We start from the raw sequence: 19,441 nt of genomic DNA, 5'->3' as shown, positions 1-19,441 counted from the left end.
GGCTAAGACTGCTCTTTCTCCTGGCCCATGGACACCCCGTGGGCCAGACTACCCCTCTTCCCGAGGTCGTCATTAATGGCGTTGAGCAGCGGAACGAAGAGGCGGTGAGCCTTCTCAGCCATCTCAGGAGCAGCAGTGAATGTGTGTTCGTGAACACATTCATTTAGATCTCGCACGAAGTGGCCATCTGCCTTGTCGGTACGTACTGCCGCCCACGTTCCTTTCAGGTCGTCTCGACCGGGAGTCTTGGAGTCTAAATTGGGCTCGAGATGCCGCATGACGATGGCGATCTTTTCTGTGAGTTTTAATTTTTCCCGTTTCTTGAGATTTTTACTATCGATAATGGCATCGACGGCAACCTCGACGGCCACCCGCGCCATAATGGAGGCTGTTTCGGGGTAGACTTTGATCTCGATACTGCTGCACTCTTTAAGTATGTCTTGAACTCTCTTAGGCATATTGGAGCGTTTTACTCCGTAATAGAGGTGCGTGTCACTCTTTCTAGGGCGGTCGCTGCGATTACGAGATCCTCTTGCCCGCTCCCGTATTGTCGGCCGATCTACTGGGCCCGCGCCCGAAGTTGTCGGATTACCCAACTCGGAGGCGGGATCCGTGTTCACCGCGACGTGAATCGTCGGGTTGTTGGGCTCAGGGCCGACGTCGACGTTGCCGATCGTCTTCTTCCACAAATCGGTAAGCACCTCGCTGGCAGCCGGCCGGTCGTTGAGAGTACGAGAGGAGAGCGCGACAGGTGTTGGACGGCCGACAAGGCTGTCGGACACAAGCGTCTTCCCTGCCAGCATTCCGGTGACCAGCTGCTCAATAAATGGCCTGATCTTGCCGGGGTCCACTCTGGCGCGAAGCTTTCCATCGTGGCCAAACTCCGCCTTCAACAGGTCTTTGACTGCCCAATTGTAGATGCGATCCATGAGAGTGTACTGCTCGCGGCGAGCCTGGTGGATCCAGTCGATTAGGATTGCGTCATTGCGATAAGTCTCTTCGAGCCAGTACCAGAATTCGTTCCACTCCACGGGCCGCCCCCTCCCTGCGACCTGATGGAGGTAGACCATCTCCGGCCCCCAAGGAGCGGTGCCCTCACCGTTTCCCGCGCCATGGTGTTTTATCTGGATCCAGTAGCGGGCATCGGCCCTGCGTTCGAATGTGACACAGTTGGGCTTGAGGTCCTCTGGACTGGCGGAGATGCCGCTCTTGATGCGTTCGAAGGTTCGGATGTAGCCCCTGGGAGCCTTACTGGGATTGTCGAGCATTCGGCAAGCCACTAGGCGGCGGTTCCCCTCTAGCACGACGCACTGTCCCCCCTCCTTGACAACTGCCCAAGACTCAGTTGGGTTTAGGCCGTGCTCAGCGATACTCTTAGCCAGGGCGATGATCTTTGGGCCGAACTCGCTCATGAGTCGTTCGGTGGCCTCCTTCTCGGACGTCACCGCGGGGCGCCCGAGGCGCGGGTTGTGCAGGTCCAGATGGAGACGGGTGATCGAGCGCCTTTTCGGGGCTGGGGGCATTGGGATGCGTCCTTCGTGAGGCGGTTGGAGTGGTCAGGCCTGCAGGAAGGTCAGGGTCAGGCTGCGTTGAGGTAGGCGGTCAGGGCGTCGCGGATGACGGCGCTGGGGGTAGTGGCGTGGGCGACGACATAGGCGTCGAGGGCGTCGTTGAGGGGCTCGGGCAGGCGGACCTGGCGTCGGGCGGAGGCGCCGGCTCCGGTGGCGCGCGAGGAGCCGAGGTTGGGGCGCCCACCCATGCTCGCTCGGAGCCCGTCCTCGTCAGCGATGTCGCCTCCACCGAGCGGCTGGCCGATGGGGCGCAGTGCGCCGGCGGTGGCCAGGGCGTCGAACTCGTCGTTGTCGGTGATGTGGGCCATCGTTCCTCCTATTCGGTGCGGCCGGGCACATACTCGATATCCAGGTGCGGGATGCGGTACCTGCCAGCACTCTCAGTGCAGTGGATGACCATACCCGTATTGTACTACAGAACTTAGGGTGGTGGGTTATCCGAGGTCGCAGTCGTTGTCTCTGTAACTCTACTAGCGCGACTAGCGATGGCAGCGATAGCAGCGATAGCAGCGATAGCAGCGATGCTAGTCAGGGCTGGTCCCGCTAGCCGTGCCGCGCCCGTTCCGGTGGGAGCGCGCGGCGCGCCGCAGGTGGGCGTGGGGGCCGAGGTGGCCCAGACCCACTGACCCCGCCATCACGGGGCTGGGCATGGCCACCACCACCCGCGGGTTTGCGGAGAGCGGACACCGCGCGACCTCGCTCACGATCCCGTGAGGAAAACGAGCAGGCCAACTAGGGTGGCCGGCGCACCGCGATCCCGATGCAAGGAGAATCCTGTGACGACCACCTTCACGCTCTCTACCTCACGACGCGACGCTCTCAAGATCGGCGGCCTGGTTGTCGCCGGCGGCGCAGCGCTCATCGGCGGCACCGCCGCCATCGCCCCGAGCGCCGCCGCGTCCAGCCGACTGGACACCGGCGTGCACCTAGGCTCAGGCAGTGTGGGAACACGCACCGTGGTCCTGGACCAGCCGTCCGTCCGCGCCGAGGCCCTGGCGGCTGTGCGCCAGCTGCGCCTGGATATGTGGGCCAAGAATCCACCACTGCTGAGCGTGGATGGCTCGACCGGCGGTACCGTCCAGAGTTACGCCCAGGAGCAGGGCTACGCGAGCGCCGAGGCCTACGCGGACGCCCTGGTGTGGGACCAGGACATGGAGCGCGTCTCCGTGCAGCGCCTCGTGGAGTGCCTGGAGATGAGGAGGATCGAGCACAGCCGCCCCAACGGCGAGTCCTACAGCACGGCCCACATCGGGGACGTGACCAACGGGACCTTCGAGATCCTGGCGGCGACGACCGATCAATCGGCGACGATCTCAACCGGGATCGGTATCTGGGCCAGCGAGTACGACAAGCTGGTCGCTGCTGGCGGCGCCTGGAACCACGAGACCGGGCACCTGCACACCCTGCTCAACCCGACGATCACGAGCATCGGCTTCGCCGCCTCAGCCGGGTACTTCACCGGTGAGGGGCTGTGGGCCCATTCAGCGCCGGCCGAGTCGGTGGGCTGGTCCGGGATCTACGACGTCACCCTGACCAACGGTGGCGGCTCGGCCTCCTCCGTCCCCGCGGGCTACCAGGCCCCGGCGCCCGCCGCTTCGGAGCCGGCCAGCGCGTCGGCGTCGGCCGCGCCGACCCCCGCCGATCCGACGACGGCGACGAACAGGCTCAGGCCAGCAGTCACCAAGCCGTGGGACCTCTCGTCCTCGGGGTCCTCCCCGGACTCGCTGCTCCGCGGACTGCGCGCCGTCTTCAGAGGCAAGTAGGAGTCGAGGGCGGCTGGGGCCGCCCCGCCGCGGTCAGCGCCCTGAGCGGCGGCCCCGGCGCGAGGAGCGCTTCTGCCCTTGCGGCGGCTTCTGCCCGGCCCCGGTGCGGCGCCCACCGTGACGCGCCCCGTGGCGGGACCCAGCGCGGGAGGCCTCCCCCGCCCTGCGGCCGTGCGCGCCTCGGGCCGGCGCCTGAGCCCCGGCGCCGGTGGGTCGGCCTCCCTTGATGGCGACGCCGTCGGGCATGTCCTCGGCGGCCACGAGTTCGGCCTGCTCGCCCACGAGCGCGGTGACGGCGCCGTCATCGGGGCGCACGCGCTCCATCTCGGCCTTGATGCGGGCCTTCTTGAGGAGCACCTGGACATCCTTGCGCTGCTCGGGCAGGACGAGGGTGACCACGGTGCCCGAGGCGCCCGCGCGGGCGGTGCGGCCAGAGCGGTGCAGGTAGGCCTTGTGCTCGGCGGGCGGATCGACGTGGACGACGAGCTCGACGCCGCTGACGTCGATGCCGCGGGCGGCGATGTCCGTGGCGACCATGACGCGCACGGCCCCCGAGGTGAAGGCCCCCATGGCCCGCTCGCGGGCGCCCTGGCTCATGTTCCCCTGCAACTCGACGGCGGGGATGCCGGCGGTCACGAGCTTGCGGGCCAGGCGGCGGGCGAGGTGCTTGGTGCGGGTGAAGAGGATCCGCTGGCCGGTGCCGGAGGCGAGGCGGATGACGACGCCGTCCTTGGCGGTCTTGTCCGCCAGGAGCCACACCCGGTGTTCCATGTCCGTGACCGGGGAGGAGGCGGGGTCGACGGCGTGCTGGAGGGGGTTGTGGAGGAACTCGCGGACGATGGCGTCAACGCCGTTGTCGAGGGTGGCGGAGAAGAGCATCCGCTGGCCGCCGGCGGGAGTGGCGCGCAGGATGCGGCGCACACTGGGCAGGAAGCCGAGATCGGCCATGTGGTCGGCCTCGTCGATGATGGTGATGCTGACCTCATCCAAGGAGCAGTGGCCCTGGGCGATGAGGTCGAGCAGCCGCCCGGGACAGGCCACGACGATGTCCACTCCCGCGCGAAGGGCCTTGACCTGCGGGTTCTGGTTGACACCACCGAAGATCGTGGTGACGGTCAAGTCGAGTGCCGCCGCCAGTGGCTTGATGGTCTCGGCGATCTGGAGGGCGAGCTCACGGGTGGGGGCCAGGACGAGGCCGATGGGATGGCCGGCGCGGGCGCAGTCCTCGTCGGCGAGGCGCTGCACGAGGGGCAGCGAGAAGGCGAGGGTCTTGCCGCTGCCGGTGCGGCCCCGGCCGAGGACGTCGCGCCCGGCGAGGGTGTCGGGAAGGGTCGCGGACTGGATGGGGAAGGGGGCGGTGAAGCCGCGCGCGGCGAGATCGGCGACGAGGTCGGGGTCGACGCCGAGCCCGGCGAAGGTGGGGGCGGGCGCCTGGGCGGCGGAGCCGGATGCGGTGGAGGATGTGGCGGGCGCGCTGGGGCGCTTGCGGGTGGCGGGCACGAGGGGTCCTGTCTGGATCGGGGCGGCGCCGCCGGTGGGCGGGCGCAGCGCTGCGGGGTGCCGGTATCGGGGCTCGACGGCGTCTCCCGCCCGCATGGGGCCTGGGTGAGCCGGAGCCGGGGCGCCAGCCTGACCGCGGCATGGCGCCGGGCCGATCGTCATCCTCTCAGGACCGCGCCTGCCGCGCCATGACCCGCGCCGCTCGGCGGCGGTGGAGGCGTGTGACGCCCATCGCCCGGGGCGCGGGAGGGGCGATGAAGGGCGGTGGCGCGCTCGCCCGTTACCTTGTTGGTGGTTGCTGGCCGAAGGAGCGCTGGTGGCTGGGCCAGCGGTGGTCGGCATGATGGCTCGCCCCCCCTGCCTATCGAGTGACTCCCGGGGCCAGAGCCACCCCTCGTCGCGCGACGCACTGGTGACCGCTGATCAGGGAAGCGACCCATTTTTCAGGCCTGACGCGCCCCCGGGAACGGGACCGGTTGCCGAAAGGCTGATTCAGCCTGTGAAGTCAGGGACCATCCACCATGGGGGGTCACGACATCGGCGTGCTCATCGGCATCGGAGCGCTCATCGGCATCAAGGCCGGCAAGCCCGACCACTGGGACCCAAGGACCGCATCCCCAAGCCAGCCACCGCGGCGCGCGCAGCCCCCGGCCCACGAGCGAGCACGGGCCAGCACGAGCCAGCACGGACCAGTACGAGCCGCCCAACCCCCCGGGATACCGCCTCACCCCGCAGAAACCGCCTCAAACTGCGAGGATGAGGGCGCAACGCCGGGCCGAGACGGTATCCCCGGGCCCAGACGGTATCTGGAGGCCGAGACCGCAACGCCGGGCCGAGACGGTATCCCCGGGGGCAGACGGTATCCCCGGGCCGAGACAGTATCCCCGGGCCCAGGCCGCGAACCCGGCACCCCGGGGGGCCAGCGGCGCCACATCTGGCCCACCGCCACATCATCACCTCGCGCGCATGATCCGAAACGGCTCCCTCCACGACCCACAACCAGCCACACCACTACCCACCGCCACTTGGCACACCACATAGGGGCACCCCAGGGGCCGGACCCGCTGGCAACCGCCTCATGACCGGCCGGCGAGGGCGACGGCGAGGCTCACCAGGATGAGTCCAACGAGCTCGCCGGCATTGGGCGTCTGGCGCAGCATGACGATCCCCACCACCATGGAGGTCGCCGGCATGAGGGAGGTCAGGAGGCTGAAGGTGTCCGTGCTCAAGCGCCCGAGGTTGACCTGGTCGAGGGCGTAGGGGACGACCGTCGAGAGCACCGCGACCCCGAGCACGGCCGCCGCCGTCCCCGTCGAGCTGAGGGCCCCGGACGCCGTCGTCGCCGCCAACGGGGTGTAGAACAGCGCGCCCGCCGCCGTGCCCACCGCGAGCGCGTCAAGGCCCATTCCGCCGGTGGCGACCTCGCGCCCCAGGAGAATGTAGCCGGCCCAGGCGAGCCCTGCCGCCAGCGCCAGCAGCATGCCCGTCCGATGCGCGGGATTGGAGATGTCCAGGCCCACCCCGGAGATCGCGGCCACGCCGGCCATCGCGAGCGCCGCGGCGATCCTCGTCCGCCACCCCCTGCCGGTGAGGACGGCGACCATCACCGGCCCCAGGAACTCCAGGGCGACGGCGGTGCCCATGGGCAGGTAGGAGATCGAGGCGTAGAAGAGGACGTTCATGGTGGCCGTGGCCACGCCGAAGGCCGCGGCGGCCCCCAGCGCCCGGCGGGTCCAGGCGCGCCCGCGCGCCCTCAGCCCGCCTCCCCACGGCCGTCGCCAGGCGAGCAGCACGAGGGCACCGATGGTGATGCGCCACCAGGCGACCGTTGCTGGCGGCATGACGGAGAACAGGCTCACCGCGAAGCCGGCCCCCATGTAGGTCGACAAGGCCGTGGCGATGAAGATCCCCGGCGCGGGAACGACGGTCAGCGCGGCGCCGATCTTCCTGGGCCGGAGGCCGCGCTGGCGGATTGAGGAGGAGAGCATGGGGCTCATTGTCGCGCGCGTTCGCGCGCTGGGGCACCGGGGACTGGCCTGGGCGACGCAGGCGCGGATACCGGGGACCTTGTCGCGCGCTGGGGCACCGGGGACTGGCCCATGCGGTCGGCGCTCCCGGGCCCTCAGCCCAGGGCGGCCGCCGCGAGGAGGACGACCGGCGCGAATCCGGCCGTGGTCAGGAGGACCGCGTCGCGGGCCAGCTCCGTGGAGCGCTCGTAGCGCGAGGCGTACAGGAAGACGTTCTGCGCGGTGGGCAGGCATGCGGTGGTCACCGGCACGAGCAGTGCCTGGCCCCGCAGCCCCATGAGGCCGCCGACGGCGAGAGCGAGGAGCGGCGCGACGATCAGCTTCCAGCCCACCGCGCACCACAGCGCCGGGGCGGCGGGACCGGCCGCCCTCCCGAGAGGCCCCACCCGGCGCTCGCGCTGCGAGTCGGCCAGGCTCAGCCCCAGGGAGAGCATCATGAGGGGGACCGCCATGCGGCCCAGCATGCCCAGGACCTCGGCGAGGCTCCCTCCGGCGATCCCGGCCAGGTCCCAGCCGGCCAGGTTGAGGGCCGTCCCCGTCGCCACGCCGATGAGCAGCGGGTTGCGCAGTGGCGCGGTGGCGCGCCGCAGGGCGGTCCGACCCGGCCTGCCGGTGATGACGTCGAGGATCGCGAAGGAGCCCGGGGTCAGGACGACGAGCTGGAGCAGCAGGATCGGGGCGATCGGTGTCACGTCACCGACGACGAGGAGCGCCACCGGTATCCCCAGGTTCGCTGCGTTGACGTAGCCCGAGGCCAGTGCCCCGATGAGGGCGTCGGCGGTGTCGCGCCCCAGCAGCCACCGGTGCGCTGCCCAGGCGCTGGCGATCGTCGCCAGCTCGGCGATGATCGCTGCCAGCGCCCCTGGCGAGACGACGGCGCCCAGGTCGGCGCCCGCCAGCGTCGTCAGCATGAGGGCGGGGGTGGCGACGAAGAAGGCCAGGCGGGTGAGAACGCGATCGGATCGGGGTGGGAGCGCGCCGGCGCGCCCGAGGGCCCACCCGATCGTGATGACGACGGCGAAGACCGTCAGCCCGCTGATGATCCGCAGCATCGTCTCATCACGGTCTCAGCGAGGCGCGCTCACGGGACCGGCTCGAGGTCGGCCCAGGCGCCCACATGGTCGGAGACGACGAAGGCGCGGGTCCCCCAGGCGACCGCGCGCAGGAGCGGCGCGCCCGGGGCCTCCGAGGATGCCCGCGCGCCTAGGGCTGGCATCCCGTCGGCGCCCATGGGCCAGGGATCGGTGAGGAGGTGGTCGATGCGCTCGCGCGGAGCCCAGGCGGGGAAGGTCGGCCCGTCTCCCAGGGGGCGGGCCACCCCGGTGGCGGCGACGCCGCCCGGCCCCATGTTGAGGTCTCCGGCCAGCAGTCGCGGCCCGGGCAGGGTGGTCAGGGCCGCCCAGGCGGCGGCGAGCTGCCGGGCGGCCATGCCGGTGCGCGTGGCCAGATGCGTGGAGGCCACGGTGATCGAGTCGACCCCGCCATGCCCGGGGACATCGATCCGGGCGGCGAGCATGGTGCGGGCGGTGGAGGTCTCGAGGTGGTAGGAGCGGGGGCTCCAGGCCCGCTCACCCCGCCGGCTGAGGGTGGCTGGGCCCCTGCCGAGGCGGCGCACGTGCCAGGAGCGCACGGGCAGGCGGGACAGGATCGCGTTGCCGAATCCAGCGGGCCCGCGGCCCTTGATCAGATGGACGGGGGCGAGGACGTCGTCCCAGGCGCGCTCCAGGGGCGAGCGCAGGGGGCGGCGGCGCATGCCGACCACGGGCCCGGCCCAGGCCGCGGCGAAGCGGTGGTGCTCCCAGCCGAGCAGGTGGGCGAGCTCTCCGGCCTGGTCGAGACCGCCGGAGCGCTTCTGGCGCATGTCGACCTCTTGGAGGGCGACGACGTCGGGGGCGAGCGCGGCGATCTGGGCGGCGAGCGCCTCCAGCACGGTCCGCGCGGCGGCGGGGCTGGTGATATTGGCGCCCGCTAGGGAGGCGGTGCCGCTGTCGTGCTCGGCCCCGGCGCCAGGCAGGCAGTGCTGGAGGTTGAGGCTGAGCACCCGGATCACGGGGGCTGACTCTACGCCCGCCCGAGGCGCCGAAGCCAGTGGAGCCGTCCTGCGCCCCGGTCCGCGGCCTCAGAATCGCCGCCGTCCGCGGCCTCGGACTCGCCGCCGTCCGCGGCCTCGGACTCGCCGCCGTCGGGAGCGGCATCGTCGGCCTCGAAGGTCAGGCTCACAGAGTTCATGCAGTAGCGCTGGCCGGTGGGCGTGTGGGGGGCGTCGTCGAAGACGTGGCCGAGATGGGAGTCGCAGGCGGCGCAGCGCACCTCGGTGCGAACCATGCCGTGGGAGGTGTCGCGCAGGAGGGTGACCGCCTGGGAGTCGGCGGGGTCGTAGAAGGAGGGCCAGCCGCATCCGGACTCGAACTTGGTGGTCGAGCGGAAGAGCTCCGCCCCGCAGCCGCGGCACCGGTAGATGCCGACGCGCTTCTCATCCAGGAGGGCGCCGGTGAAGGCCCGCTCGGTGCCGGCCTCGCGCAGCACGTGGTACTCCATGGGGTCCAGGAGGGCTCGCCACTGGGCGTCAGTGCGGGCGATGGCCGCCGGGTCCAGGCGGGGGATGTCGGTTTCGGTCTCCTCGGCGGGGGTGCGGTCCGGTGCTGGCGTGGTCGGGTTGCTCGTGGTGCTCACGGGCCCATGGTTGCCCGCCCGAGACGATCGCGCGAGCCCGAAGGGGCTGTTTTCACGATCCGGGAACCGCGCCATCCGCTCAGGCCGTCGGCTCCGAAGGATCCGGCCCGCCGTCGTCCCGGGCCGGGGCCCCGGCGACGGCTCCCTCCATCTGGGCGACGGCGGACACACCCTGGGCCGTCTCGATGCGGATCCGGGTGCGCGGCAGGGCCTCGGGGGCCTCGCGCTGCAACCAGACGAGGATCTCCTCGCGCACATGGGCGCGCAGGCTGGAGACATCGACGGGGTTGCGCCCGGAGACTGCGATGCGCAGCATGACCGTCGCGGTGGAGGTGTCGAGGACGGAAAGGGAGGCCAGGCGCCCGTCCCACAGCGGCGTCCCGGCGACGACATGCGCGAGCCGGGCCCGGATCGCCTCGATGGGCGCGCGCCAGTCGAGAGCGAGGTCCACCGTGCCGGTGTACTGCGCAGAGCGGCGCGACCAGTTCTCGAAGGGGTTCTGGGTGAAGTGCGTGGAGGGGAGGATGAGGCGGCGGTCGTCCCAGGTCCGCATGACCACGTAGGTCAGCGTGATCTCCTCGATGACGCCCTGCTGATCCTTCTGGACGACGACGGTGTCCCCCACCCTCATGGCGTCGGTGCTGGCCAGTTGGATGCCGGCGAAGACATTGCCCAGGGCCGACTGGGCGGCGAGGCCCATGACCACCGAGAGGATGCCCGCGGAGGCCAGGAGGGATCCCATGGCGACCCGGGCGGCGGGGAAGGTCATGATGACGCCGACCAGCCCGCAGATGATGATGATGGCCTTGGCGACGCGCCGCAGGATCTGGGCCTGGGTCGTCACCCGGTTGGCGCGCCCGGGCTCCCCGCGGGCGCGCACCCCCTCGACGACGAGCGCCTCGACGGCCTTGGTCAGGGAGACGACGAGGAGGGTCGACGCCGCGATGACGCCGATGAGCAGGAAGTGGAGGGCGGCGTTGGTCCACGCGGGCGCATCACCGTCCTCAGCGGCGAACTGGCAGCCGAAGTAGCCGCCCAGGGCGCTGCCCAGGATGACCAGCGGCGTGCGGCAGTGCTCGACGAAATGCGCGTAGTAGCCACGGCGCCGCGCCACGACGCGCAGGGCGAAGACGATGGCGATGGCGATGATCGCGCCCACCAGCGCGAACAGCAGGACAGCTCCGGCGAGGGCCGCCACGTCGAAGGTGGCCTCGACGGCGACCTCGACGCTCCCGGGCGTGGCGGTGGCGCTCGGGGTGGGCGTGGCCGAGGGATCGGGAGGGGTCGAGGGGATCGAGGTGGCCGACGGACTGGGGATAGAGGTCAGGCAGGGAACCGGCGGCGTCGTCATAAGCACAGCGTACTGAGGAGGCTCGGGGGCCGCCCCATGCGAGGGTCGATGGAGGATGGCCGATGGGCCCTCTCCGGCTTCGCGCCGACCGCCGCCATCGCCCGTGACACGGGCTCGCGAAGGCTATAGAAATGCGCGAAGCCCCTGGAACCTTGTGGGTTCCAGGGGCTATCGCAGTGGCTCCGACCGGCGTCGATCCGGTGACCTTTCGATTTTCAGTCGAACGCTCTACCAACTGAGCTACAGAGCCATGGGATGCGATCGGCCCGATCATCATCTGATCGGGCCGACCCTTCCGCGACCTCGACGGGACTTGAACCCGCGACCTCCGCCGTGACAGGGCGGCGCGCTAACCAACTGCGCCACGAGGCCTCGTATGGCACGAAGCCGGACTCTATTCGAGTTCTTCCACTCGCACAAGCCGTACCCCCAACGGGATTCGAACCCGTGCTACCGCCGTGAAAGGGCGGGGTCCTAGGCCGCTAGACGATGGGGGCCTAGATGCCCTTGGCGTCGTCGCGCCTCGAACCAGGAAGAACCTTAGGCGGCGCCGATGAGAGCGCGCAAATCTGCTGGGCGTGAGTCACCTCACCACGGCGGAATGCCGCCATGACACCATAGGCACCATGGCACCAGCCCACCTGACCGCCGAGGAGTTCGAGAACGCCGTCGACGCCGGACTCGGCCTCATCCCCGACGCCCTCCTCGACCAGATCGACAACGCCGCCATCATCATCGAGGCCGAGCCCGACGCTGAGCTCCTCACGCACGAGGACTACGACGACGACGGCCTGCCCACGCTCCTGGGCTACTACGACGGCGTCCCCCTGACCGAGCGCGACGAGGGCTGGTCCGGGGCCCTGCCGGACCGGATCCTCATCTTCTCCGGGCCCCTGGAGCGCTGGTGCGACAGCCGCGAAGAACTGGTCGAGGAGATCGCCGTGACCGTCATCCACGAGATCGCCCACCATTTCGGCATCTCCGACGAGCGCCTCCACGAGCTCGGCTGGCAGTGAGCCCCACGGCGCTTTGCCGCTCGCCGCTGCCCACCGGTCCATCCCGGCGGCGTCCTCTATGGTGCTGGACATGACGCCCCTCGACCCGCGCCCCGCCCCCGCGGCCAGCGCCCACCCCACCGGTCGGAAGCGCGTGGGCCGGCGCCCCATGCTCCTGGCCGCCCTGATCGGGACAGCCGGCCTGGCCGCCTGCGGCAAGGGCCCCTCGGGCCCCACAACGGCAGCGCCCGAGCAGAGCCCGTCAGGCACCCCCTCCCCCGCCCAGACGACGTCAGAACCCACCCCGACCCCGACCGCCGCGCCGTCGGGGACGGCGGCCCCCGACGACCCGCTCGCGGGCTGGTCCCTGGAAGAGAAGGTCGGCCAGCTCCTCATGGTGGGCGTGGACGCCGCCTCCCCCTCGCAGGCCGCCAAGGACGCGGTGACCACCCACCATGCGGGCAATATCTTCCTGTCCGGCCGCTCGTCCGCTTCAGCAACCGCGATCAGCCGGACCGTCTCAGCGCTCACCGGGCTCACCGAGTCCTCCACCCGCGGCACCCCCATGCTCGTGGCCACCGACCAGGAGGGCGGGAACGTTCAGGTCCTGTCCGGCCCCGGGTTCTCCTCCATCCCATCGGGCTCCGAGCAGGCAAGGCAGCCGCGCGAGCAACTGGTCGCCTCCGCCACGGCCTGGGGCCGGGAGCTCGCGAGTGCCGGGGTGACGATGAACCTGGCGCCGGTCGCCGACCTCGTCGATATCGCCAGCCCCGCCTCCAACGCCCCCATCGGCCAGTGGCACCGCGAGTACGGCCACGACGCCGCCACGGTAAGCTCCCAGGCCAGGGCCTTCGCCGAGGGGATGCGCGCCGCCGGCGTCATCCCCACCTTCAAGCACTTCCCCGGGCTGGGCCGGGTCAAGGAGAACACGGACACCGCCTCCGGTGTCACCGACTCGGTGACGACGCGCGGCGGGGACCCCGCCGTCGAGGTCTTCGGGGACGCGATCGCGGGCGGAGCCGAGGTCATCATGGTCTCCTCCGCCTACTACTCACGGATCGACGCCGGTGCGCCCGCCGTCTTCTCCTCCACGATCGTCACGGACATGCTGCGCACCGAGATGGGCTTCACCGGCGTCGTCATCACCGACGACGTCTCGGCCGCCGTCCAGGTGCGGGACTGGGGGGTGGGCGAGCGCGCGGTGAGAGCCGTGAGGGCGGGCTGTGACCTCGTCCTGGCCTCGGCCGATGCCTCGGTGGCGGGCGCCATGGCGACGGCGCTCGTCTCAGCGGCGCGGTCCGATCCGGCATTGGCGGCGCGGATCGATGAGTCGGCCCGGCGGATCCTGGCGCTCAAGGGCATCAAAGGGGCCACCGCTGACAGGTGAGGCGATCCCCGCCCCCGCTCCCCGCCCCCTAGCACATGGGCGCACCCAGTCCTCAGAATCAGCGTTTCCGGCATTCCGCTCGCGTTGAGGCGGTCATCAGCGCAGTTTGGTGGTGCCGTCCGGGGTGCCGGTGGTGTCGATCTTCTTGGCGAAGCAGTGGTCCCGGTCCAGGCCCTGCGCGTCGCACCAGGCGTTGGCCTGCTCCGGGGTGTCGTAGGCGACGCCGGCCAGGGTCACCCACCAGCCGCCGCCGGCATCGAAGACCGGCCACTCGTCGCTGTTGATGAGAACGGCGGTGGGCACGCCGCGGCGCGTGGCCTGGAACTCCTCAAGAGTGGCGCGGCTGTCCCAGGTCTTGCCCTCGGCGACGAGCCCCGCCCGCTTGGAGGACAGCTGGGGTGTCCACTTGCCCTTGAGGGTGGAGGTCACCGTCGTCTTGTCACGGGCCTTCTGCCACCGCAGGGCGCTGGAGGCGGCCGCGTCCTCAAGGGCGTTGTCGGCGGGATGGGTCTCGGGGAGCGCGAGCGCGGAGACGACGCCGCTCCCCACCCCCTGGGCGGGCAGGCTGCTGCCGGCGCTCCGATCGGGCTCGGCGCCGACGCTGATGGTCGAGGCGCTCAAATCCCCCGCTGAGCGGAAGTAATGGCCCGCCCCGAACCTCAGGGTGAGCGTCCTGCCGCTGGAGGGGATGAAGAAGGGATTGGCGGAGAAGTCGAAGCGGCCATTGGCCACCACGTCGTCGGCCCCTCCCTGGCCCGACGGCGCCTTGACGTAGAGGCGGTCGACGCTGCCGGCCAGGAAGTCACCGTCGGCGCAGGACGAGGCCGCCCTGACCGACACCTGGAGCTCCCCGTTCGACTCGGTCACCGAGGTCGGGGTGAGACTCGGGGCGGTGCCGCAGGCCTCGATAGTGGAGCCCATCGTCACCGAGCCCTCGACGGAGGCGGGCTGGGAGCCCTGAGCCGGGGCCAGTGAGCCCTGGGGAGCGCCGTCGGCGGCCACGGCGCTCGCGCCCGTGGCATCGTCCCCGTGGCGGGTGGTGCCGTACCACACGCCACCACCCGCGGCGATGACGAGCAGCAGGATGATGACGACGACGAGGAGCCCCCGCTGAGATGACCACTGCTCCTGAGGCAGGGGGGCGGGCTCGGCGGCGGGCTGGGGCTGGTAAGGGAGGACCTGCTGGTACGGCGTCGGGACCATGTGGGCCGACGGCGCACTGTGGGCGGAGGGAGCGGGGAACCCCGGGTAGGCGGCCCGCGGCACGGGATCGGCGAAGCTCGTGGGCGCCTGGCTGGGAGTGTCGGCCCAGGCGGCCGCGTCATCCATCGGGGGCAGGGGGGCGACATCGCCCGTCCCGGCCTCCTCACCGCTGGCCGCGCTGGCCGGCAGATCCTCGTGCGGAGCGTCGGCCTCGGCGTCGAGCTGTCGGGGATCCACGGGAGCCTCCCAGGAGAACGCGGTCGGGGGGTGATCACCCGAGGGCCGGGGCGCACCACCGCCATGCCTCGGACTCGGGTCGGCCCCGATCCTAACCATGAGCGCGCTGGCCAGGCCAAGAGGCGTGAGACCACCCCGCCCGCCCCTCTCGCGAGACCGGTCGAAAATAGGAGCGAGACCGGTTCCGGAACCGGTCTCGCTCCTATTTTCGACCGGTCTCGCTCTTGGGGGAGGGAGGGTCATGGGGACGGCGTGACAGTTAGGCTCGGGGGATCATGCGATTCCTGCCCGTACCGGACGCGCCGCTGGCCACACCGCCCACGCGCTCCACCCGCACCGTGCTGGCCTGGCTGCTGCGGCGCGCCGCCGCGCCCTTCGCCGTCGCCTGCGCGGCCTCCATCGTCGCCAATGTCATCCAGGCGATCGTCCCGGCGTTCCTCGGCGCCGCCCTCGACTCGGGGATCGAGCACGGCCTGACAGCGCGCATCTGGGCCCTCGCCCTGGGCCTGCTCGCCCTGTTCTGCGTCTACGCCGTCGGGGACACGGCGCTGTCCTACTTCTCCACCCTCGTGCGCCTGCGCATCTCCTTCGACATCGACCGCCTCGTCGGCCGCCAGGCGACCATCACCGGCGCCGCCCTGAGCCACCAGACCTCCTCAGGCGAGGTCTCCTCGATCGTGGCCTCAGACTCGGACTCCATCGGCACCTTCTTCCAGCGCGCGGTCCCGGTCATCGGGGCCGCGGTGTCCTTCGCGGTCGTCGCCGTGCTCATGCTGCGCACCTCCCCACTGCTGGGCACGATCGTCATCATCGGGATGCCGTTGACGGCGTGGATCGTCACCCTCGTCATCAAGCCCCTCCAGTCGCGCCAGTCGCGCCAGCGCGAGGCGCAGTCGGAGGTCGCCACGATCACCACCGACACCGTCGCCGGATTGCGGATCCTGCGCGGCATCGGCGGGGAGGAGGTCTTCGCCGACCGCTACCGGCGGGCCTCTCAGGAACTGCGGCGCCGGGGCGTGCAGGTGGCCGGAACCCAGTCGATCCTCATGAGCCTGCAGGTCCTCCTCCCAGGGCTGTTCGTGGCCGCCGTCGTGTGGGCCGCGGCCAGGCTGGCCATCGAGGGGGAGATCACCGCCGGAGAGCTCGTCACCTTCTACGGCTACACCGCCTACCTGTCCTGGCCCCTCATGGTTTTCTCCTTCTCCGTCCAGGAGTACACGCGCGCCGTGGTGGGCGTGCGCCGCCTGCGCCGGCTCCTCGAGACCACCCCCGCCGCCGGGACCGCCGCCGAGCGCCAGCGCCTGGAGCGCGACATGCGCTCCGCCGAGCCCGTGACCGGCATGATCCACGACACCGCCTCCGGGGCCAGTTTCGCCCCCGGGCTTATGACGGCGATCGTCGCCCCCAACCCGGATGTCTCCGCCGCCCTGGCCACCCGTCTGGGGCGCTTCGACGACGGCGCCTCCCCCGTCACGCTGGACGGCGTCGACCTGCGGGAGATGGGACTGGCCCGGGCGCGGGCGAGCATCGTCGTGGCGGGGGCCGAGGCCCAACTCTTCACCGGGACCCTGCGCCAGGCGCTTTCCGGGCGGGACGCCCCCGACCCCATCCCCGTGGGCCCAGCCGAGCTCGCCCGGGCGGAGGCCCGCAGGGCCGGGGTGGCCGACGTCGACCAGCAGGTCCGCCCGCAGCCGCGCCAGGCCGATGGCGACGACCGGCTCCTGGCCGCCCTGGAGGCCGCCGACGCGAACGACGTCCTCACCTCCCTGGACGGCGGCCTCGCCGGGATGATCACGGAGAAGGGGCTCTCCCTGTCCGGCGGGCAGCGCCAGAGGGTCGCCCTGGCCCGCACCCTGCTCACCGAGGCGCCCGCCCTCGTGCTCATCTCCCCGACCTCCGCCCTCGACTCCCACACCGAGGCGCGGGTGGCCCAGCGGATCCGCGCGGCGCGCGCCGGGCGCACCACCGTGGTGGTCACCGAGTCACCGCTGGTCCTGGCGGTCTGCGATGAGGTCGTCCTCCTGGGTGAGGATGGCCGCGAGCGCGCTCGGGCCACCCACCGTGAGCTGCTCGCGCGCGCGGGGGCGGGGGATGAGCCCGCGCTGGCCTACCGGCGGATCGTCGCCCGCGCCACCGGCTCTGAGGAGGGTCCCGACGGCGATGACTCAGGCGCGGACTCGGCCGCCGCCCCGGCGGTCGAGCCCACCAGGGGGGTGGATCGCTGATGGCGCTGCCCCTGGCCCCCGGTCGCGTCGCCATGCGCAAGGCACTGGGCATTATCTCCGCCTACCGCTGGCGCTTCGTCGGCGTCCTGGCCCTCCAGATCGCCGCGGTCCTGGCCACGCTGGTCTCCCCCCAGTTGCTGGGCCGGCTCGTCACCCACGTCTCGCGGGGAACCGCGAGCGCTTCCTACGTGGATGGCGTCGTGGGGGCGATCGTCGTCGTCACGCTGCTGGGGGCGCTCCTCAACCGCTACGCGCAGATGCACGCGCGCACCCTGGGCGAGTCGGTGTTCGCCGACCTTCGCGAGCGGATGATGTCGCGGGTGGTCCACCTGCCCCTGTCCGCCGTCGAGTCTGCGGGCACCGGGGACCTCGTGGGCCGCACCACCAACGACATCTCCCGCATCGAGTTCCTCGTGAGGGTGGGGATCCCCCAGATCATGGTGTGCGTGGTGACGATCGTCTTCACGGTCCTGGCCGCCTTCACCGCCGACTGGCTGCTCGCCCTGGCCCTGGGCGTCATCGCGCCGCCCGTGTGGCTGACGATGCGCTGGTACCTGCGCCGCGCGGTGCCGGTCTACCGGGCGGACCTGGCCGCCGTCGCGCGTCTGAATGGGACGGTTTCCGAGACCGTTGAGCACGCTGAGACCGTGGACGCACTGGCCCTGGGGGCCCGCCGTGAGGCGGCCCTGCGGGCCGATATCGCCGAGGCCTGGAGCCTGGAGGAGCTGGCCGCGCGCCTGCGCCTGGTCATGTTCCTCATTCTCGACGTCGCCTGGCGGGCCCCGGTGGTCGTGGTTCTGCTGTGGGGAGGATTCCTGGCCTCGCGCGGCTGGGCGGGCCTGGGCGAGATCACCACGGTGGCGCTGTACGCCATGGAGATCCGCAAGCCCATCGGCCAGCTCATGTTCTGGATCGACCTGCTTCAGGTGACCCAGGCGGCGCTGTCGCGGATCATGGGGGTCGAGGAAGTCCCGCCGGACCGCGCCCCCACCGGCGAGGTCCCCCGGGGCGAGCGGATCGTGCTCGACGACGTCCGCTTCGCCTACCGCGAGGGCGTCGAGGTGCTCCACGGCATCTGCCTGGAGCTTGTGCCTGGGGAGAGGCTCGCCGTCGTCGGCCCGTCCGGATCGGGCAAGTCCACGCTGGGGCGGATGCTCGCGGGCATCAACCCGCCGACCTCGGGGAGGGTGACTGTCGGCGGGGTGAGCCTGACCGACCTGACCGAGGCCGAACTGCGCGGGCACGTGGCCCTCGTGACGCAGGAGCACCACGTGTTCGTCGGCTCGATCGCGGACAACCTTCGCCTGGCGCGCCCGGATGCCGACGACGAAACCCTGCGCCGGGCGCTGGCCTCCATCGGGGCCGATGCCTGGGTGAGTGCCCTTCCCGATGGGATGGGCACGCGCGTCGGCTCGGGCAACCTGGCGCTCACGCCGGCCCAGGCCCAGGAGGTGGCCCTGGCGAGGCTGGTCCTGCTCGACCCGCACACCCTCATCCTCGACGAGGCGACCTCCCTGCTGGACCCCGGCGCGGCCCGGCGCCTGGAGCGCGCGCTGTCCACAGCGCTGGCCGGGCGCACGGTCGTCGAGATCGCCCACCGCCTGTCGACCGCCCACGACGCCGACCGGATCGCCGTGGTCATGGGGGGCAGAATCACCGAGTTGGGCACGCATGACGAGCTCGTGGCGCTCGGCGGGGAGTACGCCTCCCTGTGGGAGACCTGGAGCCGCTCCTGAAGGACCACTCCCGCGGGCCAAGGGCGGATGGACCCTTTCCCCTGGGCGCCGTAGCGCGGCGCCCATGCGTGCACGCGTCACGCGCGGCGCCGCGCGGTATGACATCCTGTGTGGAGCATCCGCGCACCGCGCCCGACCGCGCACCCGACCAGGAGGGTCAACCATGAGCGAGACTCCCACCACGCCGCCGCCACTGCCAGGCACACCCAACTCCCACGGCCAGGGAGGCCAGGGCGGCGCGCGCGGCCCCCAACCGACGATCGGCGAGCTCATCGCCCGGATCTCGGAGAACATCTCCGGTCTCATCCAGGGCGAGATCGACCTGGCCAAGGCCAAGGGCAAGCGCATGGTCACGAACTTGGGGCTCGGCGCGGCGCTTCTCGGCGCGGCGGGCGTCCTCGCACTGTTCGCCTTCGGGATCCTCCTGGGGGGAATCGTGCGCCTGCTGGCACTCGCGCTGCCACTGTGGGCCAGCTACCTCATCGTGGCGCTCGTCCTGTTCATCATCGTCGCGATCCTGGCGCTCCTGGGCGTCAAGCGCCTCAAGAAGGGCCGCAGTGACGTCCCGGCACCCCAGGAGGGCCTGCGCTCCAGCGCGGAGACCGTGAAGTCCGCCGTCGCCTCCGGCCTGAGGAAGGGAGGCGAGGCGCTATGAGCGCCCAGCCAGAGTACGGCATCATGCCCGGCGGTCGGCCGGCAGCGACGGGGGCGACCGCGCGGTCGGCGCCCCCCGCGGCACGGGCCGCGGCGTCGCTGCCTGAGCGGCCCGCGCC

Annotated in this window: 14 protein-coding genes, 3 tRNA genes and 1 pseudogene; 6 read left to right on the top strand and 12 right to left on the bottom strand. The window is 71.3% G+C overall.

Annotated elements, in window-relative coordinates; all coding sequences use genetic code 11:
- Positions 1–2: 2 nt before the first annotated feature.
- Positions 3–1,445, bottom strand: coding sequence for a hypothetical protein (locus tag GVV76_RS09955; protein WP_159626783.1), 1,443 nt, complete (start codon positions 1,443–1,445; stop codon positions 3–5).
- A 134-nt stretch (positions 1,446–1,579) separates the two neighbouring features.
- The gene (locus GVV76_RS09950) at positions 1,580–1,879 is read right to left on the bottom strand and encodes a gamma-glutamyltransferase (RefSeq protein WP_159626781.1); all 300 of its coding nucleotides are present in this window, start codon (positions 1,877–1,879) and stop codon (positions 1,580–1,582) included.
- Between the two features lie 468 nt (positions 1,880–2,347).
- On the opposite strand from GVV76_RS09950, the gene GVV76_RS09945 reads away from it, so the two are divergent.
- On the top strand, positions 2,348–3,334 hold the full coding sequence (locus tag GVV76_RS09945; RefSeq protein ID WP_159626779.1) for a CAP domain-containing protein: 987 nt from the start codon (positions 2,348–2,350) through the stop codon (positions 3,332–3,334).
- Positions 3,335–3,367: 33 nt separating this feature from the next.
- Here GVV76_RS09945 and GVV76_RS09940 read toward each other — a convergent pair whose 3' ends face one another.
- The 9 genes and pseudogenes from GVV76_RS09940 to GVV76_RS09900 all read right to left on the bottom strand — a co-directional run bounded on the left by GVV76_RS09940 (position 3,368) and on the right by GVV76_RS09900 (position 11,382).
- On the bottom strand, positions 3,368–4,930 hold the full coding sequence (locus GVV76_RS09940) for a DEAD/DEAH box helicase (protein WP_159523720.1): 1,563 nt from the start codon (positions 4,928–4,930) through the stop codon (positions 3,368–3,370).
- A gap of 980 nt (positions 4,931–5,910) precedes the next feature.
- Entirely contained in the window at positions 5,911–6,822 is a 912-nt protein-coding gene (locus tag GVV76_RS09935) for an EamA family transporter (RefSeq protein ID WP_159626777.1), read from the bottom strand.
- 134 nt (positions 6,823–6,956) lie between these two features.
- Positions 6,957–7,913 (bottom strand): AEC family transporter, encoded by a 957-nt coding sequence (locus tag GVV76_RS09930; protein WP_159626775.1) that lies wholly within the window; start codon positions 7,911–7,913, stop codon positions 6,957–6,959.
- 29 nt (positions 7,914–7,942) lie between these two features.
- Positions 7,943–8,911: an endonuclease/exonuclease/phosphatase family protein gene (locus tag GVV76_RS09925; RefSeq protein ID WP_159626773.1), complete on the bottom strand. Its 969-nt coding sequence runs from the start codon at positions 8,909–8,911 to the stop codon at positions 7,943–7,945.
- 131 nt (positions 8,912–9,042) lie between these two features.
- Positions 9,043–9,465: pseudogene (msrB, locus tag GVV76_RS09920) on the bottom strand (peptide-methionine (R)-S-oxide reductase MsrB); the annotation flags it as partial.
- Positions 9,466–9,613: 148 nt separating this feature from the next.
- Positions 9,614–10,885 carry a mechanosensitive ion channel family protein gene (locus GVV76_RS09915; protein ID WP_159626771.1) on the bottom strand — a complete coding sequence of 424 codons (1,272 nt, stop codon included), beginning with the start codon at positions 10,883–10,885 and terminating at the stop codon, positions 9,614–9,616.
- 177 nt (positions 10,886–11,062) lie between these two features.
- Positions 11,063–11,135, bottom strand: a tRNA-Phe gene (locus GVV76_RS09910).
- Positions 11,136–11,183: 48 nt separating this feature from the next.
- Positions 11,184–11,257: transfer RNA gene (locus GVV76_RS09905), tRNA-Asp, on the bottom strand.
- 52 nt (positions 11,258–11,309) lie between these two features.
- A tRNA-Glu gene (locus tag GVV76_RS09900) sits at positions 11,310–11,382 on the bottom strand.
- A gap of 129 nt (positions 11,383–11,511) precedes the next feature.
- On the opposite strand from GVV76_RS09900, the gene GVV76_RS09895 reads away from it, so the two are divergent.
- Entirely contained in the window at positions 11,512–11,901 is a 390-nt protein-coding gene (locus tag GVV76_RS09895; protein WP_159626769.1) for a metallopeptidase family protein, read from the top strand.
- Between the two features lie 70 nt (positions 11,902–11,971).
- Positions 11,972–13,267 carry a glycoside hydrolase family 3 N-terminal domain-containing protein gene (locus tag GVV76_RS09890; RefSeq protein WP_159626767.1) on the top strand — a complete coding sequence of 432 codons (1,296 nt, stop codon included), beginning with the start codon at positions 11,972–11,974 and terminating at the stop codon, positions 13,265–13,267.
- 96 nt (positions 13,268–13,363) lie between these two features.
- Here the strand turns inward: GVV76_RS09890 and GVV76_RS09885 are convergent, their stop codons facing one another.
- Positions 13,364–14,707 (bottom strand): hypothetical protein, encoded by a 1,344-nt coding sequence (locus GVV76_RS09885; RefSeq protein ID WP_159626765.1) that lies wholly within the window; start codon positions 14,705–14,707, stop codon positions 13,364–13,366.
- Positions 14,708–14,982: 275 nt separating this feature from the next.
- On the opposite strand from GVV76_RS09885, the gene GVV76_RS09880 reads away from it, so the two are divergent.
- The 3 genes from GVV76_RS09880 to GVV76_RS09870 all read left to right on the top strand — a co-directional run bounded on the left by GVV76_RS09880 (position 14,983) and on the right by GVV76_RS09870 (position 19,323).
- Positions 14,983–16,932, top strand: a complete 1,950-nt coding sequence (locus GVV76_RS09880; protein ID WP_236263398.1) for an ABC transporter transmembrane domain-containing protein — start codon at positions 14,983–14,985, stop codon at positions 16,930–16,932.
- Positions 16,932–18,668 (top strand): ABC transporter ATP-binding protein, encoded by a 1,737-nt coding sequence (locus GVV76_RS09875; protein WP_159626763.1) that lies wholly within the window; start codon positions 16,932–16,934, stop codon positions 18,666–18,668. Before GVV76_RS09880 ends, GVV76_RS09875 begins: the two co-directional genes overlap by 1 nt.
- A gap of 163 nt (positions 18,669–18,831) precedes the next feature.
- Positions 18,832–19,323: a phage holin family protein gene (locus GVV76_RS09870; protein ID WP_159626761.1), complete on the top strand. Its 492-nt coding sequence runs from the start codon at positions 18,832–18,834 to the stop codon at positions 19,321–19,323.
- Positions 19,324–19,441 lie beyond the last annotated feature (118 nt).

Source organism: Actinomyces sp. zg296, assembly GCF_009829695.1.
Taxonomy (GTDB): Bacteria; Actinomycetota; Actinomycetes; order Actinomycetales; family Actinomycetaceae; genus Actinomyces; species Actinomyces marmotae.
The sequence above is the reverse complement of the archived record's forward strand: the minus strand, read 5'-3'. Positions and strand labels throughout refer to the sequence as shown.

Excerpts from the sequence above, each read along its gene's own strand:
- GVV76_RS09875 (WP_159626763.1), top strand. The coding sequence starts at position 16,932 with ATGGCGCTGCCCCTGGCCCCCGGTCGCGTCGCCATGCGCAAGGCACTG.
- GVV76_RS09950 (WP_159626781.1), bottom strand. The coding sequence starts at position 1,879 with ATGGCCCACATCACCGACAACGACGAGTTCGACGCCCTGGCCACCGCC.
- GVV76_RS09940 (WP_159523720.1), bottom strand. The coding sequence starts at position 4,930 with ATGCGGGCGGGAGACGCCGTCGAGCCCCGATACCGGCACCCCGCAGCG.
- GVV76_RS09895 (WP_159626769.1), top strand. The coding sequence starts at position 11,512 with ATGGCACCAGCCCACCTGACCGCCGAGGAGTTCGAGAACGCCGTCGAC.
- GVV76_RS09915 (WP_159626771.1), bottom strand. The coding sequence starts at position 10,885 with ATGACGACGCCGCCGGTTCCCTGCCTGACCTCTATCCCCAGTCCGTCG.
- GVV76_RS09890 (WP_159626767.1), top strand. The coding sequence starts at position 11,972 with ATGACGCCCCTCGACCCGCGCCCCGCCCCCGCGGCCAGCGCCCACCCC.
- GVV76_RS09870 (WP_159626761.1), top strand. The coding sequence starts at position 18,832 with ATGAGCGAGACTCCCACCACGCCGCCGCCACTGCCAGGCACACCCAAC.
- GVV76_RS09930 (WP_159626775.1), bottom strand. The coding sequence starts at position 7,913 with ATGCTGCGGATCATCAGCGGGCTGACGGTCTTCGCCGTCGTCATCACG.
- GVV76_RS09935 (WP_159626777.1), bottom strand. The coding sequence starts at position 6,822 with ATGCTCTCCTCCTCAATCCGCCAGCGCGGCCTCCGGCCCAGGAAGATC.
- GVV76_RS09880 (WP_236263398.1), top strand. The coding sequence starts at position 14,983 with ATGCGATTCCTGCCCGTACCGGACGCGCCGCTGGCCACACCGCCCACG.